Raw genomic sequence first — 25,216 nt, 5'->3', positions numbered from 1 at the left:
CGACATCGACGATTTGTCCTTGCCCGAAGCGATGCCCTGGGTCTTCACCATTTGCACGCGGCTTCTTCTAAAAGTGTGGCGCGCCCCGACGGGGTGGGGCGCGCCACGGGCGCAGGGAGATACGCCCTATTTCTTCAGCACGCCATTGGCCTTGGCCGCCGCTTCCTTCAGGGCAGCCTCCGGCTCGGCGCTGCCGAGATAGATCTTCTGCATGGCGTCCGAGGTGATCTGCGCGATCTCCTCCCAGCCCGGAATGACCGGCGCGAAGCGCGCGTCGGGCAGCAGCGCGGTGAAGGCGGCGAGATCGGCGTTGTTGACGTAATAGTCCATCTTCGCCTCTTCCTTGTTCACCGGCAGGAAGCCTTCACCCTGCGTGAACTTGGCGCGCTGCTCCTTGGTGAACAGGAAGTCGAGCAGCTTCCAGGCTTCGTCCTTGTTCTTGGAGTTCTTGAACATGATGATGGAGTCGGTGACGCCATAGGTGCCGCGCGCGCCCGTCGGACCGGCGGGAATGGCGGCGACGCCATATTTCAGGCTCGGCGCTTCTTCCTTGATCTGGTTGGACAGGAAGGGCGCGGTGATCATCATGCCGACCTTGCCCTGCTTGAACAGGTTCTGCACGTCCTCGCGGTTGTTGGAGGTCACGCCCGGCTCGGTCAGGCCCTCGTCGATCATCGACTTGTAGAGCTTGGCGGCCTCGAGCGCGCCCGGCGTGCTCAAACCGGACGTGCCGTCCTTGTTCAGTATCTCGGTGCCTTGCGACCACATCGCGTAATAGTAATAGACGTCGGTCTCGATCTCCTTGCCCTGCAGGCCGAAACCGAAGGCGCCGACGCCCTTGATCTTGCGGGCGTCCTCCTGCAGCTCGGTCCAGGTCGCCGGCGGCTTGGCGATGCCGGCCTTCTCGAACAGCTCCTTGTTGTAATACATGGCGCGCGCCGAGGCGGCGATCGGCAGGCCGTAGGTGTGGCCGTTCATGATCGAGGGCTGCAGGAAGGTGTCGATGAAGCGGTCCTTGAACTCGGGCTTGATGTAGCCGTCGAGCGGCTCGGCCACATCCTGCTGCACGAAGTCGATCAGCCAGCGCGTGCCGATGATCGACAGATCGGCATTGGTGCCGGCGGTGATATCGGTTGTGAGTTTTTGCAGAAGCACATCCCACGGCACCACTTCATACTTGATGGTGATGCCCGGATTGGCCGCCTCGAATTCCTTCTTCACCGCTTCGAAATAAGGACCGGTCTTGGCGCTGTATTCGGCGACGGTGACGCGCACCTCGCCCGCATCGGCCGGCGCGGCAAACGCCAGCATGCTCATTCCGGCCAACAGGCCGACAGTCCATTTCGCAAGGCTCATCTGATTTTTCTCCCATTGATGCGCATTCGCGCCTGGCCCTGATGGGCTCAGGATTTATGTGACTTTCCTACATTATCTGCCGTTCTCGCCGATGCAAGCGGTTTATCATGTTGCTTAATTACATTTCGTTGGATAGCGTTCCAGCGCTGTTTGACGTGGCGGAGGAGCGCGTATCGTGGTGTCGAAGGCCGATTTCGAGGGCAAGACCGTTGTCGTCACCGGCGCCGGCGGCGGCCTCGGCTCGGCGATCGTGGCGCTGATGGCCGAACGCGGCGCCCGCATCGTCGGCTGCGACCAGTCGGCCGAAGCGCTCGCCAGCCCGCATATCGCCTCGCGCCACGTCTTCGACCTGCTCGATCGCGCCTCGATCGAGCTGGCGATCCCGGCGCTGCTCGACAGCGACGGCGTGCCGGACATCCTGATCAACAATGCCGGCTGGACGCGCGCCGAAACCCTGAGGACGCTGACGACTGAGAAAATAGAGCAGGAGCTCGACCTCAATCTCACCGGCGTGATGACCTTCGCCGATCCGCTGATCAAGGCAATGGCCGGGCGCGGTTCGGGCAGCGTCGTCTTCATCTCTTCGGTCAACGCGATTTCGCATTTCGGCAACCCCGCCTATGCCGCCGCCAAGGCCGGCATCAACGCCTACGCCAAATCGATCGCCGTCGAGCTTGGCCGCAGCGGCGTTCGCGCCAATGTCGTCTGCCCGGGCTCGATCCGCACGGCCGCCTGGGACCATCGCCTGGCCAAGGACCCCGAGATCCTCGGCCGGCTGAAGCGGCTCTATCCGCTCGGCCGCATCGTCAACGCGTCGGAAGTGGCGGAGGCCGTCGCCTTCCTTGCCTCGGACCGGGCATCCGGCATAACTGGCGCGGTGGTGCCGGTGGACGCCGGGCTGACGGCCGGCTACCTGCCTTTCATCGACGACATTTTGGGAGCGTGACCATGACCGACGTCCAGTTTCGCAACCTGTCGAAATCCTTCGGCCAGCACAAAATCCTCGAGGACATCGACCTGGAGATCAAGAGCGGCGAGTTCGTCGTGCTGGTCGGCCCGTCCGGCTGCGGCAAATCCACCCTGCTGCGCATGCTGGCCGGACTGGAGACGATTACCTCCGGTGATCTCGTGATCGGCGGCACGCGCGCCAACGACCTGCCGCCGCAGAAGCGCAACATCGCCATGGTGTTCCAGTCCTACGCGTTGTTCCCGCATCTGAAGGCCGCGGACAATATCGGTTTCGGGCCTAAAATCCGGGGTGAAAGCCGCGCGGCGATCGACGACAAGGTCAAGAAGGCTTCAGGCGTGCTGAACCTCTTTTCCTATCTCGACCGCTATCCGAGGCAGTTGTCGGGCGGCCAGCGCCAGCGCGTCGCCATGGGCCGCGCCATCGTGCGCGAGCCTTCGGTCTTTCTCTTCGACGAGCCGCTCTCCAACCTCGACGCGCAGCTGCGCGTGCAGATGCGCACCGAGATCAAGGCGCTGCATCAGCGGCTGAAATCGACCATCGTCTATGTCACCCACGATCAGATCGAGGCCATGACCATGGCCGACCGCATCGTGGTGATGGACCGCGGCCGCATCCAACAGGTCGGGCAGCCGCTCGAGCTCTATGACCGTCCGGCCAACAAGTTCGTCGCCGGCTTCATCGGCTCGCCGTCGATGAGCTTTGTGTCCGGCGCGCTGAAGACCGCCGACAGCAAGTCCTGGTTCGAGACCAAAGGCGGCGGCCGGCTGGCGCTCGCCGGCAAGGCAGCATCCGGCAGTGACACGGTCGAAGCCGGCATCCGCCCCGAGCATTTCGTCATCGGCGCCGCCGAAGACGCCATCGCGATCGACGTCGACGTCGTCGAGCCGACCGGCTCGGAAACCCATGTCTATGGGTCGGTCGGCGACGATACGGTGCGCGCCGTGTTCCGCGACCGGCTGCAGGTGAAGCCCGGCGACAGGCTGCCGGTGAGCGTCGACCCGCGCAACATCCACCTCTTCGACAAGGCGACGGGCCTGCCCCTGTGATGATCAAGACATGAAGACGCCGGCCGACATCATCACCCGTCTGCAATTGATGTCACAGGACGGCACAAAGTCGGACCGCCGGCTAGCCGGTCTCGTGCTTTCCGATCTCGATTTCGCCTCCAAGGCGGCGATCTCGGAGATTGCCGCGAGGGTCAGTGTCAGCGAGCCGACAGTGACCCGCTTCTGCCGCAATCTCGGCTGCGAAGGCCTGCGCGACTTCAAATTCTATCTGGCGCAGGCGATCGCCATAGGCGGCCAGTATCTGTCGCCGGAGCCGCTGAGCCGCGACGCGCGCGAGCAGCGCATCGCTTCCGCGATCACCGAAGCGGCGATCGCCGCGATCCAGCGCGCCAGCGAGAACCTCGACATGACGACGCTGATGGCCGTGGCCGCCCGCATCGCCGGCTCCGGCAACGTGCTTTGCATCGGCTCCGGCGGCATTTCCTCGATGATGGCGATGGAGATGCAGAACCGTCTGTTCCGGCTGGGACTGTCGGCGCTCGCGCAGATCGACGGCCAGCTGCAGCGCATGTATGCGGCGGTCGCGACGCCGGAGACGACGCTGGTCGCCTTCTCGGTCTCGGGCTATGCGCGCTCGGTGATCGAGGCGGTCGAGGTCGCCCAGCAATATGGCGCCGCCACCGTCGCCGTCACCGCGCCGGACTCCGCCTTGGCCAAGGTCGCCGACACGGTGATCTTCCTGCAGCCTTTCGAGGACGGCAACATCTACAAGCCGACCTCGTCGCGCTACGCGCTGCTCGCCATAGTCGACATGATCGCCACCACGGTAGCGGAATCGCGCGGGCCGAAGGTGCTGGAGAACCTGCGCCGCATCAAGCAGAGCGTGAACACGCTGAAGGTCGACGACCCGAAGCTGCCGCTGGGGGATTGAGCATTAACTTTTGTCTGCGGCAGGCAAAAGCTGCTCAATCTCCAACTGCCGCGCTGCCCCTCATCCGCCTGCCGGCACCTTCTCCCCGTTTACGCTAAGCTATGCACACATCTTCTGTGATTGACTGATCGACCTGAGGCTTGATTGCCACGTGGTTCCCCCAATCCGTCGCTGCTTCGCAGCGCCACCTTTCCCCCCTCCGGAGGGAAAGGAAGGGAGCCTTGCTGACGAGCGTTGACGGCAAAAAGCCTGGCGCCTTTCCTCTACCCCGTCGATCGGGGGAGAGGTGGCTCGGCGAAGCCGAGACGGAGTGGGGGTCGACCAGCGCTGCATTAGACAATGCATGCGCCAAGCTGCCATGCACTCTATCGCCAAAGACCAGCCGCTTGGAAATGTGTGCATCCCCTAGCCCGTTTACGAGGAGAAGGAGGCTGGCTGCAACATCGGCGCTACTTTCTGCAACGCTGATGATTGGCGAAATCGTCGGCGACAGCCATCTTTTTCCCCGTCACTATACGGGGAGAAATGCCCGGCAGGGCAATGAGGGGCAGCACCAACTTTGGAAATTTCGTCGATCTATTTCAACGGCGGACGAATGCCTCTACATTCTTAGCCAGCGCGCCCGCATCGCCCAGTATCCGTACCGTCTTCAGCCGCGACGTGCCGCCCGCGACCACCGAAACCGCCGACCCCGGCACGCCGAGCGCCTTGGCCACCATCCTTTCCAACGCCGCATTGGCGGCCCCGTTCTCCGGCACGGCGCGCACGCGGGCCTTGAGATGGCTGCGTCCGTCCGCGGCCGTCTCGACGCCCTCGATCCGGTCGAGCGCCGCCTTCGGCGTCAGCCGCACATGAAGGTCGATGCCATCCCCGCGCGGGCGAAACGGCGCGCTCATCGACCGACCGGTCCTCAGACGACCAGCGACAGCACGGTCGTGAGCAGGAACTGCCGGATGAAGAAGATGATCAGAAGAAGGATGATCGGCGAGATGTCGATGCCGCCGAGATCGGGCATGAAGCGGCGAATTGGCCTGAGCGCCGGCTCGGTCAGCCGGTAGAGCATGTTGGCGATGGTGTCGACGAACTGATTGCGCGAGTTGACGACATTGAAGGCATAGAGCCAGGAAAAGATCGCCGAGGCGATGATGACCCACCAATAGAGGTCGAGCGCCACGACGATGGTTTGAATGAGGGCGATCATGCCGGTCTCCAAATTGTCGCCGACATGTAGCCATTGCTTGGTGAACCGGCAAGGCCCGCCAACCACGGCGCATCGCGTCGAGGCAACCGTTTCGCCTTGACATCAAACCGCCGCGACCGATACAAGCCGATCCGCTGGAACGGGGCTGTAGCTCAGCTGGGAGAGCGCATCGTTCGCAATGATGAGGTCAGGGGTTCGATCCCCCTCAGCTCCACCAGCCGAATCCTGCGAGCCGCGGTGCCGGCCCTGCACCGCAAACCCCAGAGCCAGCAACCTCCGAAATTTAGATCGGCCCGGAAACCACTTTTGTTTCCGCCGCATGAGGTTCGGTGCGCCGGCGGCGCCATCTCTCCAGCGCTGATTTTCGGTCAAACGCCTCGGCAGCGAAACGTCCTGAGTCCTGAATTGTGATCTCGCCGGATCGGATGGCGAAGGCTGCTGGGGACTCTGAAGCGTCCGAACGAACCGTCATGAATTTTCGCTGAACGGAGCTTTCAGCCTCCGTTCCGGGCCAACCTCCTACAAAGAGGCCGTTCAACCCGCGGTCCCCTGCCGCATCGAAGGAGAGAAGTCCCATGACCCGTATATCGATCATCGCAGCAGCCTTTGCCGCCGTCGTCGGGTTCACCGCTGTTGCGCCCGCAATGGCCAACGACGTCAACATCGAACAATATGGCTGGCGCAATTCCGCCGGCGGCGCCCAGCACGGCTACCGCAACCGCATACACGTCTACCAGGATGGCCGCTTCAATACCGCCATCGGCCAGCAATATGGTCATCGCAACCGGTCGGTGATCGGGCAGCAGGGCGTCAACAACTACGGCGCGACCTATCAGTACGGCAGCCGGAACGCCGCGGGCATTGCCCAGTTCGGCTCGAACCACACCGCGATCCTGACCCAGGACGGCAACGGCAACATCGCCGCCGGCGTCCAGGTCGGCCACGGGTGCAACGCCGACGTCAGCCAGGGCGGCAGCGGCAACGTCGCCGCCTTCGTCCAGGACTGCCCCTGAGCCACGATGGCCGGCAATGCCATTGCCGGCCATCGTCCTGACATGGCGAGGAGATCATCCATGACCAGATTGGACAAGCGAAAGGCAGTGGCATCGGCCACGCTCCTGGCCGCGATCGCCGCCGGCGCAGCCGGCGCGACGGCCGGCAGGGATGACGCGAATTCCGGGGCGCTGCGATGCGAAATACGCGATACGATTGAAGGCGACGCCATCCTCCTGGAACCTCTGGCTTATGCCGACAGGAACATCAGCGGCACCTATACGGTCAGCGTCTCGGGCGGCGGCACGTCCGGCTCCGCCAATATCCGGCAGGGCGGCGCCTTCGAAGCGCGTCCGGGCAGTCCCGCATCGCTCGGCCGGATGAGCGTCGGGGCGAGTGACGCCGCCTACGAGGTCAAGCTGAAAGTGACCGCGGGCGGCACGAGCGTCAGCTGCGTCAAACAGGTTCCCGGCGCGATCTGAGCGCCGGCTCTCTTGGCGGATCGAAAGGAGGGCTCCGGGCGACCGGAGCCCTTCGCCATTTCCACCGGTAAGGTTGAACCGCCCTAGTCTTGAACGGCTGCTGAACGACCCCTTCCGTCACGGTTCAGCTTCGCTGTGCGACTGTGGCTCATCAAAATGATCGAAGCCACAAGGAGAGGCATCATGAACCGCCAGATCGCAAAACTCATCCAAGCCACCGCGCTCGCCGCGGTCATCGGTCTGCCCCTGGTTGCCGCTCCGGCAGAGGCGGGAGGTTCGATCGGGTTCTACTACGCGCCCCGGACGGCCCGCGATGCGCGAGTGCTGGATCTCGGTCTGCGCGCCTATTCGGCCTACAACGGGCTGCGCAGCGGCGCCCATATCAGACAGCTCGGGCGGAACAACCTTGCCGGCATCGGTCAGGACGGGGCCGGCAACCTCGGCGTAATTCGACAGCAGGGCAGCGGACACTCCGCTGTCCTGCGGCAGGACGGCAACGACGATTCCTACGGCATTTTCCAGTTCGGCAGAAATACCGACGCCAACGTCGCGCAGGCCGGCGACAGGCAGAGCGGCGCTGCCCTGCTCTTCGGCTGGTAGGCGAGAAACGCGGGTTGCGGACGCATGGACGACTGTCCGGCCATGCATCCGCCGATCGGTTACAGCCCCCGAGGCCTGCGAGCGTCCTGCAAAACGCGGGACAGCTTTTCGGCCTCAGAGAGCCTCAATTGTCCCAATCGTCCCAGTCATCTTCATCCTGTCGCGGATAGTTGGGAACGACGCGGATGACCGCCCGCGGCTGCTGATAGCGCCAGTAATACTCGTCCGGTTGCGGCTCATAGGTGCGGTAGATCTGCCGGTAGTGGTGCTTCGGCTTCCAATAATTGTGCTTCTTGTGCGGCCGCACGCAGTAGCCGTCCTCGGTCAGGTAGGCGCATGTCACATGCGCCTCTTGAACCAGACCGCCTCTGTCAGGCACCGCGATCATTGGCGCCGCCTGCACCGCGGCCATCGGTGCCAGCATGGCGCCGGCAAGGGCAAAAATGGACAATTTCATTCGACCTCTCCTTCGTCTCGAAATGGGCCGAAAGACCTGCGGATTCGGGACGATTTGGGGCGGCCGGTGATCACTTTGATTTTCCGCCGCACATATGAGCGTTAGGTCATATTTCCTGGCGCAACGGCCGGCAAAAAAACTGGCGCTCCCGCCTGGCGTCGGCTGACCCCACTCACCTGGAGACCGCCGGAGTCTTGTAACGGTGTTGGCGCGCATAGGCCACGCAGGCATCCACCGTGCTGACGCAGAGCGCGTCGCGACTGTTCGGCAGGTTGTTGTCGCCGGCATAGGCGACTTCGGCGACGTGGCCGTTGAGCATGCGGATCTGCGTGTTGCAATAGCCGCCGGGCGCAACGTTGACGGTACCGCCAACCGCGGGAATCGCGCCCACGGCCATGGTCGGCACCGCAATGCTGAGATTGCCGCGCTGCACGGTGCGCTGATAGGTCCAGATCTGGCCGGAAGGCCCCACGTCGGCCGTCGCGGTCGGAAAGCCGGCACACATGCGAATGTCGGCCTCGCTGAGGCCGACCATCTCCCTGCGGGCGGCGGCGGCGGTGGCGTCCTCCTGCGCGACCCGCGACGTATCGTCGGGAATGACGCAGGAGGACAGGATTGAGATGCCCGCGGGCAGAAGAAGGGCGAGCTTTCGAATATGGAAAGATGTCATGCCTGCTGTCGGATTTCGTGGCGCCCCTGACGCCCTCCTGCACAGCTAGGCAATCGGAGAATCGAGTCAAGCGGACGGCGCTCACGAAAACTTCAGAGCGCGGCAAGACTCATTGCCATTTTCACACCACCCGAAAGTAACTCGTCATCCCGGTCTTCTGGTGCTCGATGATGTGGCAGTGGAGCAGCCAGTCGCCGGGGTTGTCGGCGGCGAGGCCCAGCTGAACCTTCTCGTTCGGCTGGATGAGATAGGTGTCGGAGACGAGCGGCTGGACTTGCCGCGTCGAGGACGACAGCACCTTGAAGCTCATGCCGTGCAGATGGATGGGGTGCGAGTGCGGCGTGAGATTCTCCATGTCGATGACATAGCTCTTGCCGAGCTTCAGTTCCGCCAGGGGCGCCGTCGGATCGGGCGTGTCGCCCGACCACGGCACCTTGTTGATCGCCCAGAAGCTGTAGCCGAGCGAGCCGCAGATGCCGTCGCTGGGCAGGTTCTCCGCTGTGGCGCTGAGCGCCAACGAAATATGCTTGGCGTCGGTGACATCCACCTCGGCCACCGGATTGACCTCCAGGGGCCCAAGATCGCGCATGTCGCGCTTGACGGAATTTCCAACCGCGCGCAACGTCGCCAGGATCTTCGGTTTGGTCCCCCTGACGTCGCGCAGGCTGACGATCGCCCCCTCCTCGTCCGGCATGCGGATGGCGAGTTCCAGCCGCTGGCCGGGACCAAGCTGCAGGGCATCGGGTGCAAAGCGTTGCGGCACAGGGTTGCCGTCGAGCGCGATCACCGCCGCCTCGGCTCCTTCGACGCGGAAGGCATAGATGCGGGTGACGTCGGTGATGGCGGCCCTCAGCCGCACCAGGCCGCCGGCGGGCGCATCATATTGCGGCTGGTCGAGCCAGTTGGCGGTGCGAACCGTGCCGAAGGTGCCGCTTCTTGCCGCGTCGCGCGGCCGGAACTGCTCGATGAACTGGCCGTCGTCGCCGAGGCGCCAGTCGCGCAGGTTGATCACCACTTCGGAATCGAACTTCGGATCGTTCGGGTTCTCCACCACGATCACGCCGGTCAGCCCGTGACCCGTCTGTATCAGCGTGTCGCAGTGTGGGTGGTACCAGAAAGTGCCGGCGTCCGGCGGCGTGAAGGCGTAGTCGAAATGGTCGCCCCGATAGACATAGGGCTGGATCAGGAACGGCACCCCGTCCATCTTGTTCGGAACGCGGACGCCGTGCCAGTGGATCGTGGTCGGGTCGTCGATGTCGTTGACGAGCCGCGCGGCGAACGGCTCACCCTTCTTCATCCTGACGACCGGCGGCGGGCCTGCCTCGCCATAGGTCAGGACATTCTTCGTCGGCGCGCCGTCCGTCAGCTTCGCCTCGATGCTTGCGGTCTTCAGGATCAGCGGCTCGGGCTTCGCCGCCGCCCAGCCGACAAACCTGCCAGCGGCCGCGAGGCCGATACCGGCCGCGCCGGCGGCCGCAGCACTTTTAAGAAGGTTGCGGCGGGTGAGTATCGTCATCTGGCTTTCCATTGGGGCAGGGTTCTCGGAACAATTCCTGGATAAAGCCGAACCTAATGGCCGCCTATCACCATCCACCTTGCAGGCCTAGAGCAATTCCGTTTAGTCCCGCAAACTGAAGACGAACGGCGCCGTGCGGGTGACGCGCTGGCCGAGCTCCGCCGGCGGCGCCGGCACCGACGCGCCCTGCAGGGCTCCCAGCGCCGCACGATCGAGATCCGCGTCGCCCGATGACCTTGCCAGCCTGGCGGAAACCACCCGGCCCGATGCATCCACGGTGAAGGTCACGTTGGGCGTGCCTTCGGCCCGCCTGGACCTCGCCGCGCTCGGATAGCGCGTGTGACGCCTGATCCATGCCTGCAGGCTGGCGTTCCACCGCGACGGGCCGACGCTTGACCGCGGCGCCGCGTCGGAGGATTGCGGCGCCACGGCCTTCGCGCCGGCCTTGGCGTCGATGCTGGCCGTCGTCACTGCCTTGAGTGGCTCGGCCTTTTCCTTTCGTGGCCGCCGCTTCGGCTTTTCGGCCGGCTTCCTTTCCGCCTTCTTCCTGGCTTCGACCGGCTTGTTCGCCTTGATTTCCGTCTCGACCGGATTGGGCTGCGGCAGCGGAACGGTCACCTCGGGCGCGATCGCTTCGACAGGATCGGGAACGGCCTCTTCCAACGGTTGCTGCTCGCTGAGCGTCGCTATCGTTTGCTCCGCCGGTTCGACCTCTTCCGCCTTGTCGGCTTCCACCGGTTGATCCGTGACCGGCTTGGCTTCTTCCGCGACCGGCGCCGGCACCGGATCGGTCGCCGGTTTTACTTCAGCGGGCGTTTCCGTCTCCGCCGCCGCGTCAGGCTGATCCGGCGTGACCTTATCCAGCGCCGCCACTTCTTCCGGCACGGCCGGCGTGGTCGGGAGCGGCGCCATTTCGACCGCCAGCGCCGGTGGCGAGCCGCCATCCGGCGTCTCGGCGAAGCTGAGGTTCTGCACCGCATAGGCGACCGCGACATGCGCGGCGAGAATGATCGCGGCCGCGCTTGTCCACAGACCGGCTTCGCTTATGCCGAGGCGCGGCTGGGAGGACAAGGTGGCGATCGCTTGGGTCATGGGACCGGGCTCCCGCTTGCCGCTGGCGCGGGGCTTCCGCCCGCGGCCGGAGCCGTGCCGTCAGCGCCCGATGTCGTCTCGAGGCCGACCAGCGCGACCTTGAGATAGCCGGCGGCGCGCAGCAGGTTCATGACGTCCATCAGCTCGCCATAGCCGACATTTCTGTCGGCGCGCAGGAAGATGCGCGTCTGCTTGTCGCCCTTGGCGCGGCTGTCGAGCACCTCGGCAAAGGCGGGACGCGGCACGCTGTCATTGCCGATGGCTAAAGTCAGGTCGCTCTTCAGCGTCAGGAACAGCGGTGTCTCGGGTCTGGGTGCCGGCGTTGCTGTCGAGCCCGGCAGGTCGACATTGATGTCGACGGTCGCCAGCGGTGCCGCCACCATGAAGATGATCAAGAGCACCAGGATGACGTCGATGAACGGCGTGACGTTGATCTCGTGGCTCTCCTCGAGATCGTCGCCGGCCGCTTCACGGATCCGCGCCGCCATAGCCGTTTACTCCGCCGCCATCGCCGTTGCCGGCGGCACGGTGCGAAAATCCAGGTCGCGGCTGACCAGTCGCTCGACCCCAGCCGAGGCGTCGGCGAGGATCTGCCTGTAGCCGGCTATCGATCGCGCGAAGACATTGTAGATCACCACTGCCGGGATTGCGGCCACCAGGCCCATCGCCGTGGCGAGCAGCGCTTCGGCGATGCCCGGCGCGACCACCGCCAGATTCGTGGTCTGCGCCTGCGAGATGCCGATGAAGGCGTTCATGATGCCCCAGACGGTGCCGAACAGGCCGACGAAGGGCGCCGTCGAACCGATGGTCGCGAGCAGGCCTGTGCCGCGCGACATGCGCCGCGAGGCTGCCGCCTCGATGCGCGACAGCCTGGAGGTGACGCGCTCCTTCAGGCCGTCGCCCGAGGCATGGTCCAGCGCGCCGGCCGACAGCGCGCGCTCTTCCTCGGCCGCGCGCACCAGCAGCGCTCCAGGGCCGTTGCCGTGGCCAAGCGCGCGGCCCGCCTGCATCAGCGTCGCGGCATTGCCGATGGCAACGGCCGCGCGGCGAGCGCTGAGCTTGCCGACGAGAATCTCGAGCGATTTGGCGAGCCAGATGGTCCAGGTGACCAGCGAAGCAAAGGCAAGCCCGACCATGACGGCTTTGACGACGATGTCGGCCGCCATGAACATGCCCCAGGGCGACAGATCATGCGGCAGCGTGAGCGAAATGGCGGAAGGCGCCTCCCCGCCGACCGCCGCGCTCTGGCCGGGCTGCGTGCCCGGCCCCGCCGGCTGCGGTGCGGCGCTCGAGGCGGCCGCCGGCGGTTGCATCGCCGGTACCTGCGCGGCCGTCGCCGGCGTCGCCGGCGGTTGCTGCGCCGTGGCCGCGCCTGTCGAAAGAATGACCGATGCGGCCAACGCCGCGAGAAGAATGTTCCGGGACAAGGCTCGTCCTCGCTTCATCATTGCACGTAACCGATGGGCAGGCCGGTGACGGGATGCTCGAGCACGCCCATCTCGACGCCGAAAATGTCCTTGAGCACGTCGCCCCGCATGATCTCGCCCGGCGTGCCACGCCTTAAGAGCCGGCCTTCCTTCAGCGCGATCAGCTCGTCGCAATAGCGCGCCGCCATGTTGGGGTCGTGCAGCACCACGACGACGCAAAGGTTGCGCCTGCGGCTGAGGTCCTTGACCAGCGCCAGCACCTCGACTTGATGCGCGATATCGAGCGCCGAAATCGGTTCGTCGAGCAGCATGACGCCGGCATTCTGCGCCACCAGCATGGCGAGCCACGCACGCTGCCGCTCGCCGCCGGAAAGCTCGTCCACAAGCCGGTCGGCGAAAGCGCTCATGTCGGTCAGCGCCAGCGCCTCCTCGACATGGGCTTTGTCTTCCGGTCCGAACCGGCCGAGCGCGCCATGCCAGGGATAACGCCCGAGCGCCGCCAGCTCGCGCACAGTAAGGCCGGTTGCCGCCGGCGTCGTCTGCGGCAGATAGGCCAGCGCCCGCGCCAGCTCGCGCGCGCCCCAGCCGGCGAGCGGACGTTCGGCGAAGCGGATGTCGCCGGAGCTTGCCGGCTGCTGCCGTGCCAGAAGCTTGATCAGCGTCGACTTGCCGGAGCCGTTATGGCCGATCAGCCCGTAGACGCGCCCGCGCTGCAATTGCAACGAGACCGGCCCAAGCAGCGTGCGCTCGCCGACGGCAAAGCGTACCGCGTCGACATGAAAGGCTGTTTGGGCACCAGTTCCGGTCAACATCCGTCTCCAAGCCGCCGTTGCCTGGGCTGTCGCCGGGCGGCCAACGTCGGTTGACTAGGAAACATGAGTTGCCTAGTCAACTATAAAGGTGATTTTATTTATCAACAAATCGCGCCATCGCCCTGGCGTGATGAGTTGAGCATTGTGAGGTCTGGACGGCCCCGCCGTCGCTGAGCCACGATGCGGACGGCAAACAAGGGCATCGGGCGATGATCAAGGCAACACCTTTCGACTTCCCGTATGACGGCCGGTTGGTGCCGCAAAACACCGCCTTGCTGGTGATCGACCTGCAGGAGGATTTCCTGTCGCCGACAGGTTACTTCGCCAGGAAAGGCTATGATCCGTCGCCGCTGAGGGCCATCCTGCCGGCGGTGAACCGGCTGATTGCGGCCGCCCGCGCCGCTGGCCTGACCGTCGTCCACACCAGGCAAGGCTACCGCGCCGACACGGCCGACATGACACCTTACGAGAAATGGCGCCGCAAGCGGGCGGGGCTGGACGGCACCGACATCCTGTTGCGCTCCAGCCCCGGCTTCCAGATCGTCACCGACATTGAGGTCAAACCGCAAGACATCGTCGTCGACAAGACCTGCAACGGCGCCTTCACCTATACGGATCTGGAACTGATCCTGAGGGCGCGGGGCATCACACATCTCCTGTTCGCCGGTTGCACGACCGACGTCTGCGTGCACACCACCTTGCGCGAGGCCTGCGACCGCAATTTCCAGTGCCTGACGATCGCGGACGCCTGCGCCAGCGGCGACCAAAAGGCGCACGAGGCCGCGCTCCACATGGTGACGGTCGAGGACGGCGTCTTCGGCGCGCTGGCGGATTCGGAAGCCGTCGTCACCGCGCTGTCGCGGCTCGCGAACGGGGCGGGCTGAAGAGCCCCGCATCGCCGGCATCGCCGAGTTCCGGCCAGCCGATATCCTTGCGGATGTCCATCGGCAGCAAATAGAGTGTCCGCGCCGCCCGATAGCGCGCATGGACAGCTGCGTATTCGGTCGCCAGGCGACCGATGGATGACAGGATCGACATTTGCTTCTCCCTTGGTTGATGCCGGCGTTGGAAGCATCGGCACCCGCCAAGACGAAGGACGAATGCCTTTCGGAACGGCGGGCAGGAATTTTTCTCGTGCATTGCCGATCGATCGCACTTGTGTGGCTGGCGCTTTGACCGTCATTTTGACGACGGTCAAAATTTCTTTTGCGTGCACCGTTCCCTTCCCGGCATCGTCTTCGTCTTGACGGTTGTGACGATAGCGGAAGCCGCGACAGCCTCCGCCACCAGGACAGACGGAGCCAAGCCATGTCGACCGCAGTGACCTTGATCAATGTCTTTACCGCCAAGCCCGGCAAGCAGCAGGACCTCGCAAGGGTGCTTGCCGAAGGGACGCGCAGCTTCTTCAGCAAGCAGCCGGGCTCGCTGTCCTCGTCCGTGGTCGTCGGCGGCGACGGCAGCAAGGTGGTCAACATCTCGCAATGGCGCTCGGCCGAAGATATCGCCGCCTTCCGCAGCGATCCTCGCTTCGCAGAGTACATGAAGACGATCATGGAGCATGGAACCGGCGAGAGCGTGATGGGCCACACAACCTATTCCCACACTGGCGGGATCGAACATTAGGGGGACGCGTGACCGGCTCGCATGACCATCCCGCTGCGGCGACCGAAGCCAGGCTTCGCGCTTTCGAGCGCGAAGCCGCCGGCCTGCGAGCCAAGCTGCATCGCTACTGCTCGCGGATGGTGGGATCGGTCATCGACGGAGAGGACATCGTCCAGGAGGCTTTGGCCAAAGGCTTCGTGGCGATCAGGAATGGCGACATGCCCGAAAAGACCGAACCTTGGTTGTTTCGCATCGCGCACAATTCAGCGCTTGATTTCCTCCGCAAACGGGCCCGCTCGCGGATGAGGGAGAGCGAGGTCGAGCTCGACACGATCGCCGACGAAGACTCGCCCATCGATGCGCGCATCGCCGCCGAGGCCAGCCTCGCCGAACTGATGCAATTGCCGCCGGCGCAAAGATGCACCGTCGTGCTGAAGGACGTGCTCGGCCATAGCCTCGAGGAGATCAGCGAGATCCTCGAGACCACCGAGACCGCGATCAAGGGCGCGCTGCAGCGCGGCCGCGAGACCCTGCGCAAGCTGGCGGCCGCGCCACGGCCGGCATCGCCGCGCCCGGCGCTCGACCGGCAGGACATGCGGCGCCTCGGCGACTATGTCGCGGCCTTCAACGCCCGGGATTTCGACACCTTGCGCGGCCTGCTCGCCGACGACGTCAAGCTGGAACTGGTCAACCGGCTGCGCGCCGAAGGCAAGGACTATGTCGGCAATTACTTTGGCCGCTATTCCGAAGAGACGCATTGGCATTTCACCACCGGCCTCGTCGAAGGCCGGCCCGCCATACTGGTCACCAGCCCGGATCGTCCGGACGGGCCGCCGCGCTATTTCATCCTCATCGATTGGAGGAATGGCCGGATCGCCGGCATCCGCGATTTCCTCTTCGCGGACTATGTCATGGATGGCGTCGACTGCGTTCCGCAACCACCGCCGTCCGTCGATCCTTAGAGCAATTCCCTGAAAAGCTTGAAACGGTGAACCGCACTTGGTGAGATCGGCGGCCTGGGCAGCCGGTCTCACCAGCGATCGCAATCTCAGCGGACATGCGTCTCGGTGAAGGAGCGCGACGCAAAGGTTCCTGGCGGCGGTGTGTCGGCTTCGCGCCGCGCCAGCGAATTCGAAATCAGCGTGACCGTCTCGCGCCCGATCCGGGCAATCTCGCTCGGACGGTCGATGCCGCCGATCATGAATTCCTCGATGCCAAGCGCTGCGTAGGGCAGCAGCGAAAGCGCCAGCCGCGCCGGCGGCCCCACGACCTCGATCGCCTTGTGATCGGTTGCTTCCGACCACCCCTCGGAGCGGATACGGACGGGCAGGGCGAAACGCAGTTTTCCCGAGCGGCCATGCTCGGCGGCGGCGCTGCGCACACGCTGCATCAGCTGCGCAACCTCGTCCGGCGAGCCGGCGGCCAGTTCGAAGACATCGGCATGCCGGCCGGCGACCTTCAGCGCGGTGCCGGACTGGCCGCCGAGACGGATGGTCAGGTCAGCGCCATGCGGACCCTTGCGCGGCACGTAACCGCATTTGACGCTATAGAATGCGCCCTCATGGTCGAAAGGCTTGTCGTTCGACCACAGGCGCTTCAACAGCACCAGATATTCGTCGATGCGCTGCCAGACCACGCTGTGGCCGACAGGACGCGCCTCGGCGTCGCTGTCTTCGAGCGGCTCGCTCAGCATCCTGAGCGACAGGCGGCCGCCGCTCTTCGCGTCGAGCGCCGCCAGTTGCCTTGCCGCCACGGTCGGTTCGATCACGCCGGCCCAATGCGTCAGCACGACTTCCAGCGACGCCGTGCGATCGAGCGTCTGCGCGGCGATGTCCATATTGGTGAGCAGGCCGGCCGGATCGTCGACCACCAGCTTGCGAAAGCCGGCGTCCTCGATCAGCGACAGCTTGGTCGCCGTCTCGGCGAAATCATAGAAGAAGCTGCCATTGGCAGGCTTACCGGGAACATGCGTGAACTCGATCGGCATTGCCATCGCCTCCATCACGTTGGGCTGCCCCGCTCCATCCAAGACGCAGGCGTGCGAAAACGCTCCGGCGCTTGGCCAGTTCTTGCTCCGACTACTCAAACTCAGATTGTCTTGACGACGAGCCTCAGCCCGCTTTCGCTCAGGGAATGAGACCCAGCACCACCGCGCCGGTGAACACGAATGCCAGCGCGAAGACGAGATAGGCGAAGGTGCCGCCATAGGCGGGCCTCCAGCTCTCACCGGCGGTCAGCCTCTGGCCCTTGCGCTGAGCGTTCTGCATGTAGGTCATGGTCGAGCCTCCGTCTCGGCCATTAATCTATAAAGTTAGTAGACTTTGTCGATTGCTATTTTTGAGAAGTTTTTGAAACAGCGTTCTCAGATTCCGGCCTAAGGTGGTTTTTCTTGCCCTCGAAAAAGGAGGGCCGACCCCTCGGTGCGTGCAGCGCCAGCCTCTGGCCCGACCTGGAGTCGGTCGATCGGAGCGACCCTCCGAGGCCAAAAAGCCCTTTGTTCGGCAAAGCTTGGCCATCCCGGATGTCGGGGATAGCATCGGCACCGAACAAGCGAAAACCCTCGGAACACGATGGAGAGACGACATGGGTGGAAGGCTGGCGGGCAAGGTAGCCATCATTTCCGGCGGCGCGACGGGCATGGGCGGAGCGGCTTCCGAGTTGTTCGCGGCCGAAGGCGCCAAGGTGGCGATCATCGACCGTAATGGCGAAGCGGCTGGCAAGACCGCGGCGGCGATCCGTGCCCGCGGCCATGTCGCCGAACATTTCGTGGCCGATGTCTCGGACGAAACGCAGGTCGAAGCCGCGGTCAAGGCGGCAACGGCCAAACTCGGTCCGGTCACCGTGCTGTTCAACCACGCCGGCACGATCGTGATAAAGCCTTTCCTGGAGACGACCTTGCAGGAATGGGACTGGCTGCACGCCGTCAACGTGCGCTCGATGTTTCTGATGACCCGCGCGGTGCTGCCCGGCATGATCGCCGCCGGCGGCGGCTCGATCGTCTGCACCTCGTCGATCTCGGCGGTGGCGGCGACGCCCAACGAAGTGCTCTACGACACCACCAAAGGCGCCTGCCACATGTTCGCCCGCGCCATCGCGGTGGAATTCCGCGACCGCAACATCCGCTGCAACGCCGTCTGTCCCGGCTTCATCCGCACGCCGCACGGCCTGCGCGAGGTCGCGGATCTCGGCAAGCTCGGCGTCGACGTTTCAGATGCCGCCATGGCCGCGCAGCAGGGTCGCATCGGCGAGCCGGAGGAGGTGGCGAAAGCCGCGCTGTTCCTGGCCAGCGACGAATCCAGCTTCGTCAACGGCGCGCATCTCTTCGTGGATAACGCTTTCACGGCGATCTGAGGCTTGGCGCCCTTCCTCTCCCCCGTCGATCGGGGGAGAGGTGTCGAGCGCAGCTCGACGGAGTGGGGGTCGACCCTCGGCGCGGCGCTGGAAGATTCTTGCGCCCTGGTTTTCAACATCCGTCGGCGGCGGTTGCCAGGTGGTTCCCCCACTCCGTCGCTGCTTCGCAGCGCCACCTCTCCCCCCTCCGGAGGGAGAGGAAAGGGCGCCAACTCGCCTACCGCTCTTCCCTTCGGAACGGCTTCAGCAGCGCCGAGGGCGCCACCGCGTTGCGCGACATGAAGGCCATGGCGATGATGGTGAAGATGAAGGGCAGCATCAGGAACGCTTCGTAGGGGACGTGTCCGAGCCCGCTGGCCTGCATCCTGAGCTGCAGCGCGTCGACGAAGGCAAAGAGCAGCGCAGCGCCCGCCGAGCGCCAGGGATCCCAGCGGCCGAACACGACCAGCGCGATCGCCACCCAGCCGCGGCCCGACACCACGCCGAAAGTGAAGGCGTTGAACTGCGCCATGGTGAGGAACGCGCCGGCGAGCCCCATCAGCGCGCCGCCGAGGATCACCGCCTGGAAGCGCGTGGTAATCACGCTGACGCCGGCGGAATCCGCCGCGCGCGGATTTTCGCCCACCATCCGCACCGACAGCCCCCAGGGCGTGCGGTAGAGTACGAAGGCGGCGAGCGGGATGGCGAGGATCGCGAGATAGACCAGCGTGAACTGGTTGAACACCGCCGGCCCCAGGACCGGGATGTCCGACAGCAGCGGGATCGGCACCGGTTTGAAGCCTTCGATGCTCGGCGGCACCGATTGCTGGCCGAAGATCAGCCGGTAGAGGAAATAGGCAAGGCCGGACGAGAACAGCGTCACGCCGATGCCGCAGACATGCTGGCTGAGGCCCAGCGCCACGGTGAACAGCGCGTGCAGCGCGCCCATCAGAGCGCCGACGAGCACGGCAACCAGCACGCCCAGCCACAGGCTGCCGCCGAGGCTGGCCGCGGTGAAACCGGCCATGGCCGACAGGAGCATGATGCCTTCGATGCCGAGATTGAGCACGCCGGCGCGCTCGGAAAACATCTCGCCGATCGTGGCGAAAGCCAGCGGCGTGGCGATGCGGATGATGGCGGCGAGGAAGCCGACCTGGAAAATCTGCTCGAACATCGCGCTCATGCTGACGCTCCGACGCGGCGGATGCGATAGGCGGTGAAGAGCAGCGCCACCAGCATGGCGAGCAGCGCCGTGCCCTGGATGACGTCGCTGAGGAAAGCCGGCACGCCGGTCGCGCGCGACATCGCCTCGGCGCCGGTCATGACCGCGGCCAGGAAGATCGCCGCCGGCACCACGCCGAGCGGATTGAGCCGGGCAAGCATCGCCACGACGATGCCGGAATAGCCGTAGCCCGGCGAGATGTCGCTCATCACCTGGAAATGCACGCCGCCGACCTCGCCGACGCCGGCGAGCCCGGCCAGCGCGCCGGAGAGCAGCGCGGTGGAAAGCAGCACGCGCTGGACGCTGATGCCGCCATAGCGTGCCGCTTCCGGATTCTCGCCGGTGACGCGGATGCGGAAGCCGAGCGTGGTACGCGCGATCAGGAACCAGCAGAGCGGCGCTGCAATCAGCGCCACGACGACGCCGATATGCAGCCTTGTACCTTCGAGCAACACCGGGAAATTGGCCGAATCCTCGATCGGCGGCGAGATCGGGTAGCCGCTGAACGTATCCTTCCATGGTCCCTCGATCAGCGCCATCAGCGCGTAATAGATGACCGAATTAAGCAGCAGCGAGCTCACCACGTCGTCGACCTTGAATTTTACGCGCAACGTCGCCGGCACCAGTGCGACCAGTGCGCCGGCGGCCGCGCCCACTAGCGCCATCAAAAGCATGGCGAGGTAGCCCGGCATCGGGATCGTGCCGACGGCGCAGCTCGCCACGGCGCCGGCGAGCAGCTGCCCCTCGGCGCCGATGTTCCAGAACTTGGCTCGGAAGGCGATCGCCACCGCAAGTCCGGTGAAGATCATGGGTGCTGCGCGCACCAGCGTCTCGGTGATGGCGTAGCTGTCGCCCAGCGAGGCCGAGAGCATCACGCCATAGGCATCGATCACGCCGGCGCCGGCGACCGCGATGAGGCCGCTGCACAGCACCAGGGCTACAACGATCGCGATAAGCGGCAGCGCGAGATTGAACCAGGCCGGCGTCGAGGTACGGGCTTCGAGACGAAACATCAGGCGTGCCCCTCCGCTCGCCGGATATCGGCGCTGCCCCTCATCCGCCTGCCGGCACCTTCTCCCCGTATAGGGACGGGGAGAAGGGCGCTGGCCGCAGCCTTGGCACCCTTCCTGCAATGCTGGCGATTGGCGAAACCGGCGACGAGAGCAACCCTCTCCCCGTCCCTATACGGGGAGAGGATGCCGGCAGGCAGGTGAGGGGCAGCGCTGACGTCCGCCATTAGAGGCAACCTCATCACTCTACGCCTTTCCCCTCCGCGCCGGTCATCAGCAACCCGAGCCTCGCCACCGTGGCCTCACTGCCAGAAAGCGTGCCGGCGATGCGGCCCTCATACATCACCGCGATGCGGTCCGAGAGCATCAGCAACTCCTCGAGATCCTCGCCGATCACGATGATGCCGCAGCCCTTGCCGCGCATGGCCAGGAACTTCTCGTGGATGAACCGGGCAGCGCCGATGTCGAGGCCGCGCGTCGGCTGCGAGACGATCAGCACTTTCGGGTCGAAAGCGAGCTCGCGCGCCAGCAGCGCCTTCTGCAGATTGCCACCCGAAAGCGCCCCGGCGCGCGCCATCGGCCCGGGACAGCGTATGTCATAGGCCTTGATCTGTTCCTCGGCGAAGGCGCGGATCGCGGCGGGATTGAGCAGCCCCTTGCTGCTGAACGCCTCGGTGCCGATGCGCGGCAGCACCATGGAATCGGCAAGCGGCAGGTTGGTGACCAGCCCCGTCGTCATTCGGTCCTCGGGGATGCGGCCGATGCCGAGCGCCTGCAGCTCGCGCGACGAAAATTCCACAACCGCTTTGCCGGCTATCGTCATCGTTCCGGCGCTGGGCTGCAGCATGCCGGAAATAACGTCTGCGAGCGCCCGCTGGCCGTTTCCGGAGACGCCGGCAACGCCCAGGATCTCCCCGGCGCGGACGGAAAGCGAGACATCGCGCAGCGGCGTGCCGGGATGGCCGGAGGTGGAGATGCCGTCCAGCGTCAGCACGGAGGCGCCGGGCGTCGAGGCCTCTTTGGTCGGCGGCACGATCTCGTGGCCACACATCAGCTTCGCCATTTCGGCCGAGGTCGTTTCTGCCGGATGGTCGACACGGCCGGCGACCTTGCCGTGGCGAAGAACGACACAGCGATGGGTGAGCGCCCGGACCTCGTTGAGCTTGTGCGAGATGAAGATGATGCCGAGCCCTTGCGCCGCCATGGAGCGCAAGGCGGCGAACAGGCCGTCGACCTCGCTCGGCGCCAGCACCGCCGTCGGCTCGTCGAGGATCAGGAGCTTGGCGCCGCGAAACAGCGCCTTGATGATCTCCAGCCGCTGCTGCTCGCCGACCGAGAGCGCCGCGACCGGCAGGTCGGGATCGAGGCTCAAACCATGCCGGCGGCCAATCTCCTTCAGCCGCGCCAACCCGCCGGCGCGATCGATGCGGCCGGATTTGCCGGGAATGCCGATCAGAAGGTTTTCCAGCACCGTCAGCCGCGGCGCCAGATGGAAATGCTGGTGCACCATGCCGATGCCGGCGGCTAGCGCATCGGCCGAACTGTGGATGGCGACAGGCCTGCCCTCGACCAGGATATCGCCGGCATCCGGCGCATAGGCGCCGAACAGCACGTTCATCAGCGTCGTCTTGCCGGCGCCGTTCTCGCCGAGCAGGCCGAGGATCTCGCCGGGCGCAACGCTGAGATCGACCGCCTCGTTCGCCTTGACGGCGCCGAAGCTCTTGGTGATGCCGCGCATTTCGATCAGTGGGGCGGACAAGGAGGGGTGTTCCTGGGTGGGCGCGACGTTGGAGCTGAGCACCCTCCCCCTTGTGGGGAGGGTCGGCGAGCAAAGGACGCGAAGCGTCGTTGGCGAGCCGGGGTGGGGTGCGGCGCCGACCTCCACCCCGCTCCGCTTCGCGGATCGACCCTCCCCACAAGGGGGAGGGTAAAGGTCAATCCGAAACCGGCGTGTTCTCGTCGACGTCGACGCGGAAATTGCCTTCCAGGATCTCGGCCTTCTTCTTTTCGACCAGCGCCTTGACTTCCGCCGGCAGCGTCTTGTCGAACTTGTGGTAGGGCGCGAGATAGGAGCCGCCCTTGGCCATGCGCGAGAAGTCGCCATAGTCCTGCGCGGTGAAGACGCCGGCCTTGACCAGCTTGATAGCCTGCTCGACCGTCGGATACATGTCCCAGACCGGGCCGGTAATGACCGTGTCGGGACCGAGGCTCGACTGGTCGGACATGTTGGATATGGCGTAGATCTTCTTCTCCACCGCCGCCTCGATGACGCCGAAGCGCTCGGCGTAGATGACGTCGACGCCGGCATCGATCTGCGCCACCGCCGCTTCCTTGGCCTTCGGCGGATCGAAGAAGGAGCCGATGAAGGCGACCTTCTTCTTGACGTTCGGGTTGACCTCCTTGGCGCCGGCGAAGAAAGCGTTGACCAGCCGGTTCACCTCCGGAATGCCCATCGCGGCGACGGCGCCGACCGTGCCCGACTTCGACATCTTGCCGGCGATCATGCCGGAGAGATAGGCGGGCTCGTGGATCCAGTTGTCGAAAACGCCGAAATTGGGTTCGGCCGGGCCGGCGCCGGAGCCGAACAGCCAGGCGGTCTTCGGGAACTGTTTGGCGGTGCGGCGCGATTCGCGCTCGGCGGCGAAGGCGTCGCCCAGCACCAGCTGATAGCCGCCTTGAGCATATTCGCGCATCACACGGCTGAAGTCGGCGGTCTGCACTTTCTCCGACCATTTGTATTCGATGCCCAGCTCCTTTTCGGCCTTCTGCAAGGCGACATGGATCTGGTTGTCCCACGGCTCCTCGATCGGCGTGGCGAAGATCGCCGCCACCTTCAGCTTCTTGTCCTTGGCGAAGGCAATAGTCGGCAGGACGGTCGCCGCGAGGCCAAGCGCGCCAAGTTCCAGCACGTTGCGCCGCGACAGGCCGGCGCGCTGCATTTTGTTACGATCGTTTTCCATTGAAGTTCCCCTCTGCTCGACGGCCGTGTCGAGCCGGCCGTTCAAAAAATCAGACGCCAGGACTATGGAACGGCGCCCGAGTTTTGTCCACATGGTCAAATTTGATGCGGCGATAAAGGGCGATCCTCTTCTTCGTCATGTATGGACGGCCCCTTTTGGGCAAGAGGCAAAATGGCAACGACGGCGCAGGTCTGGAGCGGTCATGTATTCGGCCTTTAGTGCGGTCGATTTCGAAGACCGCTGGCCCGCAAGGGTTACGCGGATCGAGTTCCAATCATTCTAGCGCGCTTTGTATCGCGATGACGAAGGCGGAGTGTCTCGACCCAGGTCCTGACCATTTTGCCGTGCTGCTTTTTGCTCCTTACGCTTGTTGAGGGCCTCGATTTGCGTTTATGCCGCAGTCGGCGCCCTGTATTCCTGTCCCGATTGCAGCATTGCCCAGATGATGCGGGCGGTCTTGGCCGCCTGGGCGACGACGGCGACCTTGACCGGCCGCCTGGCCAGCAGGCCGCGAACCCAGGGTGAGCCCTTGTCGGGTTTGGCCCTGACCTGGCGCAACCAGGAACTGGCGCCCAGAATGAGCAGCCTTCGCAGGTCCCTGTCGCCGGCGCGGCTGATATGGCCCGTCAAGCTGTGCTTGCCGCCGGTGTCATGGCTCTTGCGGGTCAGGCCCAGCCAGGCGGCGAAGTCCCTGGCCGAAGCGAACTGGCGGCCATCGCCGATGGTGGCGACGGCTGCATGCGCGATGATCGGGCCGACGCTCGGGATCGTCGTCAGCCGCAAGGCCGCTCGCTGCTGCCTGACCTGAGCCAGGATCTGCTTGTCCAGCTTGCCGATCTCGCCATCCAGCGCCCGCCATTGCCCGGCCAGAGGCGCCAGACAGATCAACAGCGCCGCGGGAATGGCTTCATCGGCTGCCTCGATGCGCTGCAGCAGGGCCTCGATGCCTGCGGCCCCCTTGGCACCTATCAGACCCATCTCATAGAGCTGCCCACGCATGGCGTTGGCCAGTTGCGTGCGCTGGCGCACCAGAAGGTCACGTGTGCGATGCAGCGCTCGGGCCCATTGCTGTTCGACCGTCTTGATCGGCACGAAGCGCATGTCGGGCCGGCTCACCGCCTCGCAACAGCCTTGCGCATCGCGGGCATCGTTCTTGTTGCGCGCAACATAGGGCTTCACATAGGCCGGCGGCATCAGCTTGACCTCGTGGCCGAGCGCGCTCAGCGTGCGGGCCCAATGATGGGCCGAGCCGCACGCCTCCATGCCGATCAGCGCCGGCGGCTGCGCGGCGAAGAACTTCTCCACCTGCGCGCGCCGCAGCTGGCGCTGCACCACCACCTGCCCGGCTGCATCCACGCCGTGCACCTGAAACACGTTCTTGGCCAAATCGATTCCAAATCTGATAGCTTGCATGACGGACGGTCTCCTCCGCTGGGTTCCAACACGACCAGTTTGGCACATTCGATGCCGCAAGGGGCCGTCCACCCATCATTCTATGGCGGAGCAAGGAGCGAAGCGACGCGCGCAGACCATAGAATCCTGTGTGTTGGTTCCGGTGTATGGTTGAAGTGGGAAGGA

Annotated in this window: 28 protein-coding genes and 1 tRNA gene; 11 read left to right on the top strand and 18 right to left on the bottom strand. The window is 65.0% G+C overall.

The window, feature by feature from the left end; genetic code table 11:
* Nucleotides 1–126: 126 nt before the first annotated feature.
* Entirely contained in the window at nucleotides 127–1,356 is a 1,230-nt protein-coding gene (locus QAZ47_RS05260) for a sugar ABC transporter substrate-binding protein (protein ID WP_278205951.1), read from the bottom strand.
* Between the two features lie 175 nt (nucleotides 1,357–1,531).
* Here QAZ47_RS05260 and QAZ47_RS05255 point away from each other — a divergent pair, with 175 nt between their 5' ends.
* From QAZ47_RS05255 to QAZ47_RS05245, 3 genes are read left to right on the top strand one after another with little or no spacing between them, the layout of a single operon-like run.
* On the top strand, nucleotides 1,532–2,302 hold the full coding sequence (locus QAZ47_RS05255; protein ID WP_278232755.1) for an SDR family oxidoreductase: 771 nt from the start codon (nucleotides 1,532–1,534) through the stop codon (nucleotides 2,300–2,302).
* Nucleotides 2,303–2,304: 2 nt separating this feature from the next.
* Nucleotides 2,305–3,372, top strand: a complete 1,068-nt coding sequence (gene ugpC / locus QAZ47_RS05250) for a sn-glycerol-3-phosphate ABC transporter ATP-binding protein UgpC (RefSeq protein WP_278232754.1) — start codon at nucleotides 2,305–2,307, stop codon at nucleotides 3,370–3,372.
* Between the two features lie 10 nt (nucleotides 3,373–3,382).
* Entirely contained in the window at nucleotides 3,383–4,264 is an 882-nt protein-coding gene (locus tag QAZ47_RS05245; RefSeq protein WP_278232753.1) for a MurR/RpiR family transcriptional regulator, read from the top strand.
* Between the two features lie 581 nt (nucleotides 4,265–4,845).
* Here the strand turns inward: QAZ47_RS05245 and QAZ47_RS05240 are convergent.
* Nucleotides 4,846–5,160: a DUF167 family protein gene (locus QAZ47_RS05240; protein WP_278232752.1), complete on the bottom strand. Its 315-nt coding sequence runs from the start codon at nucleotides 5,158–5,160 to the stop codon at nucleotides 4,846–4,848.
* A 14-nt stretch (nucleotides 5,161–5,174) separates the two neighbouring features.
* The gene (locus tag QAZ47_RS05235; protein ID WP_040974546.1) at nucleotides 5,175–5,465 is read right to left on the bottom strand and encodes a YggT family protein; all 291 of its coding nucleotides are present in this window, start codon (nucleotides 5,463–5,465) and stop codon (nucleotides 5,175–5,177) included.
* A 141-nt stretch (nucleotides 5,466–5,606) separates the two neighbouring features.
* Between QAZ47_RS05235 and QAZ47_RS05230 the strand changes: the two genes are divergently transcribed.
* The 4 genes from QAZ47_RS05230 (at nucleotide 5,607) to QAZ47_RS05215 (ending at nucleotide 7,540) form a co-directional block, all read left to right on the top strand.
* Nucleotides 5,607–5,682 (top strand) — tRNA-Ala (locus QAZ47_RS05230).
* 358 nt (nucleotides 5,683–6,040) lie between these two features.
* Complete coding sequence (locus QAZ47_RS05225) at nucleotides 6,041–6,478, top strand: curlin (protein ID WP_278075958.1); 438 nt, start codon at nucleotides 6,041–6,043, stop codon at nucleotides 6,476–6,478.
* A 6-nt stretch (nucleotides 6,479–6,484) separates the two neighbouring features.
* Nucleotides 6,485–6,940 carry a curli-like amyloid fiber formation chaperone CsgH gene (csgH, locus tag QAZ47_RS05220; RefSeq protein ID WP_278232751.1) on the top strand — a complete coding sequence of 152 codons (456 nt, stop codon included), beginning with the start codon at nucleotides 6,485–6,487 and terminating at the stop codon, nucleotides 6,938–6,940.
* A gap of 183 nt (nucleotides 6,941–7,123) precedes the next feature.
* The gene (locus QAZ47_RS05215; RefSeq protein WP_278232750.1) at nucleotides 7,124–7,540 is read left to right on the top strand and encodes a curlin repeat-containing protein; all 417 of its coding nucleotides are present in this window, start codon (nucleotides 7,124–7,126) and stop codon (nucleotides 7,538–7,540) included.
* 124 nt (nucleotides 7,541–7,664) lie between these two features.
* On the opposite strand, the gene QAZ47_RS05210 is transcribed toward QAZ47_RS05215, so the two are convergent.
* The 7 genes from QAZ47_RS05210 to QAZ47_RS05180 all read right to left on the bottom strand — a co-directional run bounded on the left by QAZ47_RS05210 (nucleotide 7,665) and on the right by QAZ47_RS05180 (nucleotide 13,514).
* Nucleotides 7,665–7,997 carry a hypothetical protein gene (locus QAZ47_RS05210; RefSeq protein ID WP_278232749.1) on the bottom strand — a complete coding sequence of 111 codons (333 nt, stop codon included), beginning with the start codon at nucleotides 7,995–7,997 and terminating at the stop codon, nucleotides 7,665–7,667.
* 172 nt (nucleotides 7,998–8,169) lie between these two features.
* A complete protein-coding gene (locus QAZ47_RS05205) occupies nucleotides 8,170–8,667 on the bottom strand; it encodes a hypothetical protein (RefSeq protein WP_278232748.1) in 498 nt (165 codons plus the stop codon).
* 121 nt (nucleotides 8,668–8,788) lie between these two features.
* Complete coding sequence (locus QAZ47_RS05200) at nucleotides 8,789–10,183, bottom strand: multicopper oxidase family protein (protein ID WP_278232747.1); 1,395 nt, start codon at nucleotides 10,181–10,183, stop codon at nucleotides 8,789–8,791.
* 102 nt (nucleotides 10,184–10,285) lie between these two features.
* On the bottom strand, nucleotides 10,286–11,275 hold the full coding sequence (locus tag QAZ47_RS05195; protein WP_278232746.1) for a TonB family protein: 990 nt from the start codon (nucleotides 11,273–11,275) through the stop codon (nucleotides 10,286–10,288).
* Nucleotides 11,272–11,763, bottom strand: a complete 492-nt coding sequence (gene exbD / locus QAZ47_RS05190; protein WP_278205934.1) for a TonB system transport protein ExbD — start codon at nucleotides 11,761–11,763, stop codon at nucleotides 11,272–11,274. The genes QAZ47_RS05195 and exbD overlap by 4 nt, the downstream gene beginning before the upstream one ends.
* A 6-nt stretch (nucleotides 11,764–11,769) precedes the next feature.
* Nucleotides 11,770–12,702 (bottom strand): tonB-system energizer ExbB, encoded by a 933-nt coding sequence (gene exbB, locus QAZ47_RS05185; protein ID WP_278232745.1) that lies wholly within the window; start codon nucleotides 12,700–12,702, stop codon nucleotides 11,770–11,772.
* A gap of 17 nt (nucleotides 12,703–12,719) precedes the next feature.
* Nucleotides 12,720–13,514: an ATP-binding cassette domain-containing protein gene (locus tag QAZ47_RS05180; RefSeq protein WP_278232744.1), complete on the bottom strand. Its 795-nt coding sequence runs from the start codon at nucleotides 13,512–13,514 to the stop codon at nucleotides 12,720–12,722.
* A 209-nt stretch (nucleotides 13,515–13,723) separates the two neighbouring features.
* On the opposite strand from QAZ47_RS05180, the gene QAZ47_RS05175 reads away from it, so the two are divergent.
* Entirely contained in the window at nucleotides 13,724–14,398 is a 675-nt protein-coding gene (locus QAZ47_RS05175) for an isochorismatase family cysteine hydrolase (protein ID WP_278232743.1), read from the top strand.
* On the opposite strand, the gene QAZ47_RS05170 is transcribed toward QAZ47_RS05175, so the two are convergent.
* A complete protein-coding gene (locus QAZ47_RS05170) occupies nucleotides 14,361–14,552 on the bottom strand; it encodes a hypothetical protein (RefSeq protein ID WP_278232741.1) in 192 nt (63 codons plus the stop codon). The genes QAZ47_RS05175 and QAZ47_RS05170 overlap by 38 nt on opposite strands.
* A 270-nt stretch (nucleotides 14,553–14,822) precedes the next feature.
* Between QAZ47_RS05170 and QAZ47_RS05165 the strand changes: the two genes are divergently transcribed.
* Nucleotides 14,823–15,137 carry an antibiotic biosynthesis monooxygenase gene (locus QAZ47_RS05165; protein ID WP_278232740.1) on the top strand — a complete coding sequence of 105 codons (315 nt, stop codon included), beginning with the start codon at nucleotides 14,823–14,825 and terminating at the stop codon, nucleotides 15,135–15,137.
* 8 nt (nucleotides 15,138–15,145) lie between these two features.
* The gene (locus QAZ47_RS05160) at nucleotides 15,146–16,078 is read left to right on the top strand and encodes a sigma-70 family RNA polymerase sigma factor (RefSeq protein ID WP_278232739.1); all 933 of its coding nucleotides are present in this window, start codon (nucleotides 15,146–15,148) and stop codon (nucleotides 16,076–16,078) included.
* An 86-nt stretch (nucleotides 16,079–16,164) separates the two neighbouring features.
* On the opposite strand, the gene QAZ47_RS05155 is transcribed toward QAZ47_RS05160, so the two are convergent.
* Nucleotides 16,165–17,103 carry an LLM class flavin-dependent oxidoreductase gene (locus QAZ47_RS05155; protein ID WP_278232738.1) on the bottom strand — a complete coding sequence of 313 codons (939 nt, stop codon included), beginning with the start codon at nucleotides 17,101–17,103 and terminating at the stop codon, nucleotides 16,165–16,167.
* A gap of 139 nt (nucleotides 17,104–17,242) precedes the next feature.
* Nucleotides 17,243–17,392, bottom strand: coding sequence for a hypothetical protein (locus QAZ47_RS05150; RefSeq protein WP_278205923.1), 150 nt, complete (start codon nucleotides 17,390–17,392; stop codon nucleotides 17,243–17,245).
* Between the two features lie 307 nt (nucleotides 17,393–17,699).
* Here QAZ47_RS05150 and QAZ47_RS05145 point away from each other — a divergent pair, with 307 nt between their 5' ends.
* On the top strand, nucleotides 17,700–18,467 hold the full coding sequence (locus QAZ47_RS05145; protein WP_278205922.1) for an SDR family oxidoreductase: 768 nt from the start codon (nucleotides 17,700–17,702) through the stop codon (nucleotides 18,465–18,467).
* A gap of 217 nt (nucleotides 18,468–18,684) precedes the next feature.
* Here the strand turns inward: QAZ47_RS05145 and QAZ47_RS05140 are convergent, their stop codons facing one another.
* The 5 genes from QAZ47_RS05140 to QAZ47_RS05120 form a co-directional block, all read right to left on the bottom strand.
* Nucleotides 18,685–19,629 (bottom strand): ABC transporter permease, encoded by a 945-nt coding sequence (locus QAZ47_RS05140; RefSeq protein WP_278232737.1) that lies wholly within the window; start codon nucleotides 19,627–19,629, stop codon nucleotides 18,685–18,687.
* Nucleotides 19,626–20,681: an ABC transporter permease gene (locus QAZ47_RS05135; RefSeq protein WP_278232736.1), complete on the bottom strand. Its 1,056-nt coding sequence runs from the start codon at nucleotides 20,679–20,681 to the stop codon at nucleotides 19,626–19,628. Before QAZ47_RS05135 ends, QAZ47_RS05140 begins: the two co-directional genes overlap by 4 nt.
* A gap of 238 nt (nucleotides 20,682–20,919) precedes the next feature.
* Complete coding sequence (locus tag QAZ47_RS05130) at nucleotides 20,920–22,437, bottom strand: ABC transporter ATP-binding protein (protein WP_278232735.1); 1,518 nt, start codon at nucleotides 22,435–22,437, stop codon at nucleotides 20,920–20,922.
* 175 nt (nucleotides 22,438–22,612) lie between these two features.
* On the bottom strand, nucleotides 22,613–23,638 hold the full coding sequence (locus QAZ47_RS05125; RefSeq protein ID WP_278232734.1) for a BMP family protein: 1,026 nt from the start codon (nucleotides 23,636–23,638) through the stop codon (nucleotides 22,613–22,615).
* Nucleotides 23,639–24,028: 390 nt separating this feature from the next.
* Nucleotides 24,029–25,051: an IS110 family transposase gene (locus tag QAZ47_RS05120; protein WP_278201928.1), complete on the bottom strand. Its 1,023-nt coding sequence runs from the start codon at nucleotides 25,049–25,051 to the stop codon at nucleotides 24,029–24,031.
* Between the last annotated feature and the right edge of the window lie 165 nt (nucleotides 25,052–25,216).

The sequence above is a fragment of the Mesorhizobium sp. WSM4904 genome, from assembly GCF_029674545.1.
Taxonomy (GTDB): Bacteria; Pseudomonadota; Alphaproteobacteria; order Rhizobiales; family Rhizobiaceae; genus Mesorhizobium.
This window is presented reverse-complemented; position numbering and strand designations above follow the sequence as displayed.

What these genes read in the sequence shown, in the direction of transcription:
- QAZ47_RS05260 (WP_278205951.1), bottom strand. Translation starts at nt 1,356, where the DNA reads ATGAGCCTTGCGAAATGGACTGTCGGCCTGTTGGCCGGAATGAGCATG.
- ugpC (WP_278232754.1), top strand. Translation starts at nt 2,305, where the DNA reads ATGACCGACGTCCAGTTTCGCAACCTGTCGAAATCCTTCGGCCAGCAC.
- QAZ47_RS05245 (WP_278232753.1), top strand. Translation starts at nt 3,383, where the DNA reads ATGAAGACGCCGGCCGACATCATCACCCGTCTGCAATTGATGTCACAG.
- QAZ47_RS05240 (WP_278232752.1), bottom strand. Translation starts at nt 5,160, where the DNA reads ATGAGCGCGCCGTTTCGCCCGCGCGGGGATGGCATCGACCTTCATGTG.
- QAZ47_RS05235 (WP_040974546.1), bottom strand. Translation starts at nt 5,465, where the DNA reads ATGATCGCCCTCATTCAAACCATCGTCGTGGCGCTCGACCTCTATTGG.
- QAZ47_RS05225 (WP_278075958.1), top strand. Translation starts at nt 6,041, where the DNA reads ATGACCCGTATATCGATCATCGCAGCAGCCTTTGCCGCCGTCGTCGGG.
- csgH (WP_278232751.1), top strand. Translation starts at nt 6,485, where the DNA reads ATGGCCGGCAATGCCATTGCCGGCCATCGTCCTGACATGGCGAGGAGA.
- QAZ47_RS05215 (WP_278232750.1), top strand. Translation starts at nt 7,124, where the DNA reads ATGAACCGCCAGATCGCAAAACTCATCCAAGCCACCGCGCTCGCCGCG.
- QAZ47_RS05210 (WP_278232749.1), bottom strand. Translation starts at nt 7,997, where the DNA reads ATGAAATTGTCCATTTTTGCCCTTGCCGGCGCCATGCTGGCACCGATG.
- QAZ47_RS05205 (WP_278232748.1), bottom strand. Translation starts at nt 8,667, where the DNA reads ATGACATCTTTCCATATTCGAAAGCTCGCCCTTCTTCTGCCCGCGGGC.
- QAZ47_RS05200 (WP_278232747.1), bottom strand. Translation starts at nt 10,183, where the DNA reads ATGACGATACTCACCCGCCGCAACCTTCTTAAAAGTGCTGCGGCCGCC.
- QAZ47_RS05195 (WP_278232746.1), bottom strand. Translation starts at nt 11,275, where the DNA reads ATGACCCAAGCGATCGCCACCTTGTCCTCCCAGCCGCGCCTCGGCATA.
- exbD (WP_278205934.1), bottom strand. Translation starts at nt 11,763, where the DNA reads ATGGCGGCGCGGATCCGTGAAGCGGCCGGCGACGATCTCGAGGAGAGC.
- QAZ47_RS05180 (WP_278232744.1), bottom strand. Translation starts at nt 13,514, where the DNA reads ATGTTGACCGGAACTGGTGCCCAAACAGCCTTTCATGTCGACGCGGTA.
- QAZ47_RS05175 (WP_278232743.1), top strand. Translation starts at nt 13,724, where the DNA reads ATGATCAAGGCAACACCTTTCGACTTCCCGTATGACGGCCGGTTGGTG.
- QAZ47_RS05170 (WP_278232741.1), bottom strand. Translation starts at nt 14,552, where the DNA reads ATGTCGATCCTGTCATCCATCGGTCGCCTGGCGACCGAATACGCAGCT.
- QAZ47_RS05165 (WP_278232740.1), top strand. Translation starts at nt 14,823, where the DNA reads ATGTCGACCGCAGTGACCTTGATCAATGTCTTTACCGCCAAGCCCGGC.
- QAZ47_RS05155 (WP_278232738.1), bottom strand. Translation starts at nt 17,103, where the DNA reads ATGCCGATCGAGTTCACGCATGTTCCCGGTAAGCCTGCCAATGGCAGC.
- QAZ47_RS05150 (WP_278205923.1), bottom strand. Translation starts at nt 17,392, where the DNA reads ATGACCTACATGCAGAACGCTCAGCGCAAGGGCCAGAGGCTGACCGCC.
- QAZ47_RS05145 (WP_278205922.1), top strand. Translation starts at nt 17,700, where the DNA reads ATGGGTGGAAGGCTGGCGGGCAAGGTAGCCATCATTTCCGGCGGCGCG.
- QAZ47_RS05140 (WP_278232737.1), bottom strand. Translation starts at nt 19,629, where the DNA reads ATGAGCGCGATGTTCGAGCAGATTTTCCAGGTCGGCTTCCTCGCCGCC.
- QAZ47_RS05135 (WP_278232736.1), bottom strand. Translation starts at nt 20,681, where the DNA reads ATGTTTCGTCTCGAAGCCCGTACCTCGACGCCGGCCTGGTTCAATCTC.
- QAZ47_RS05125 (WP_278232734.1), bottom strand. Translation starts at nt 23,638, where the DNA reads ATGGAAAACGATCGTAACAAAATGCAGCGCGCCGGCCTGTCGCGGCGC.
- QAZ47_RS05120 (WP_278201928.1), bottom strand. Translation starts at nt 25,051, where the DNA reads ATGCAAGCTATCAGATTTGGAATCGATTTGGCCAAGAACGTGTTTCAG.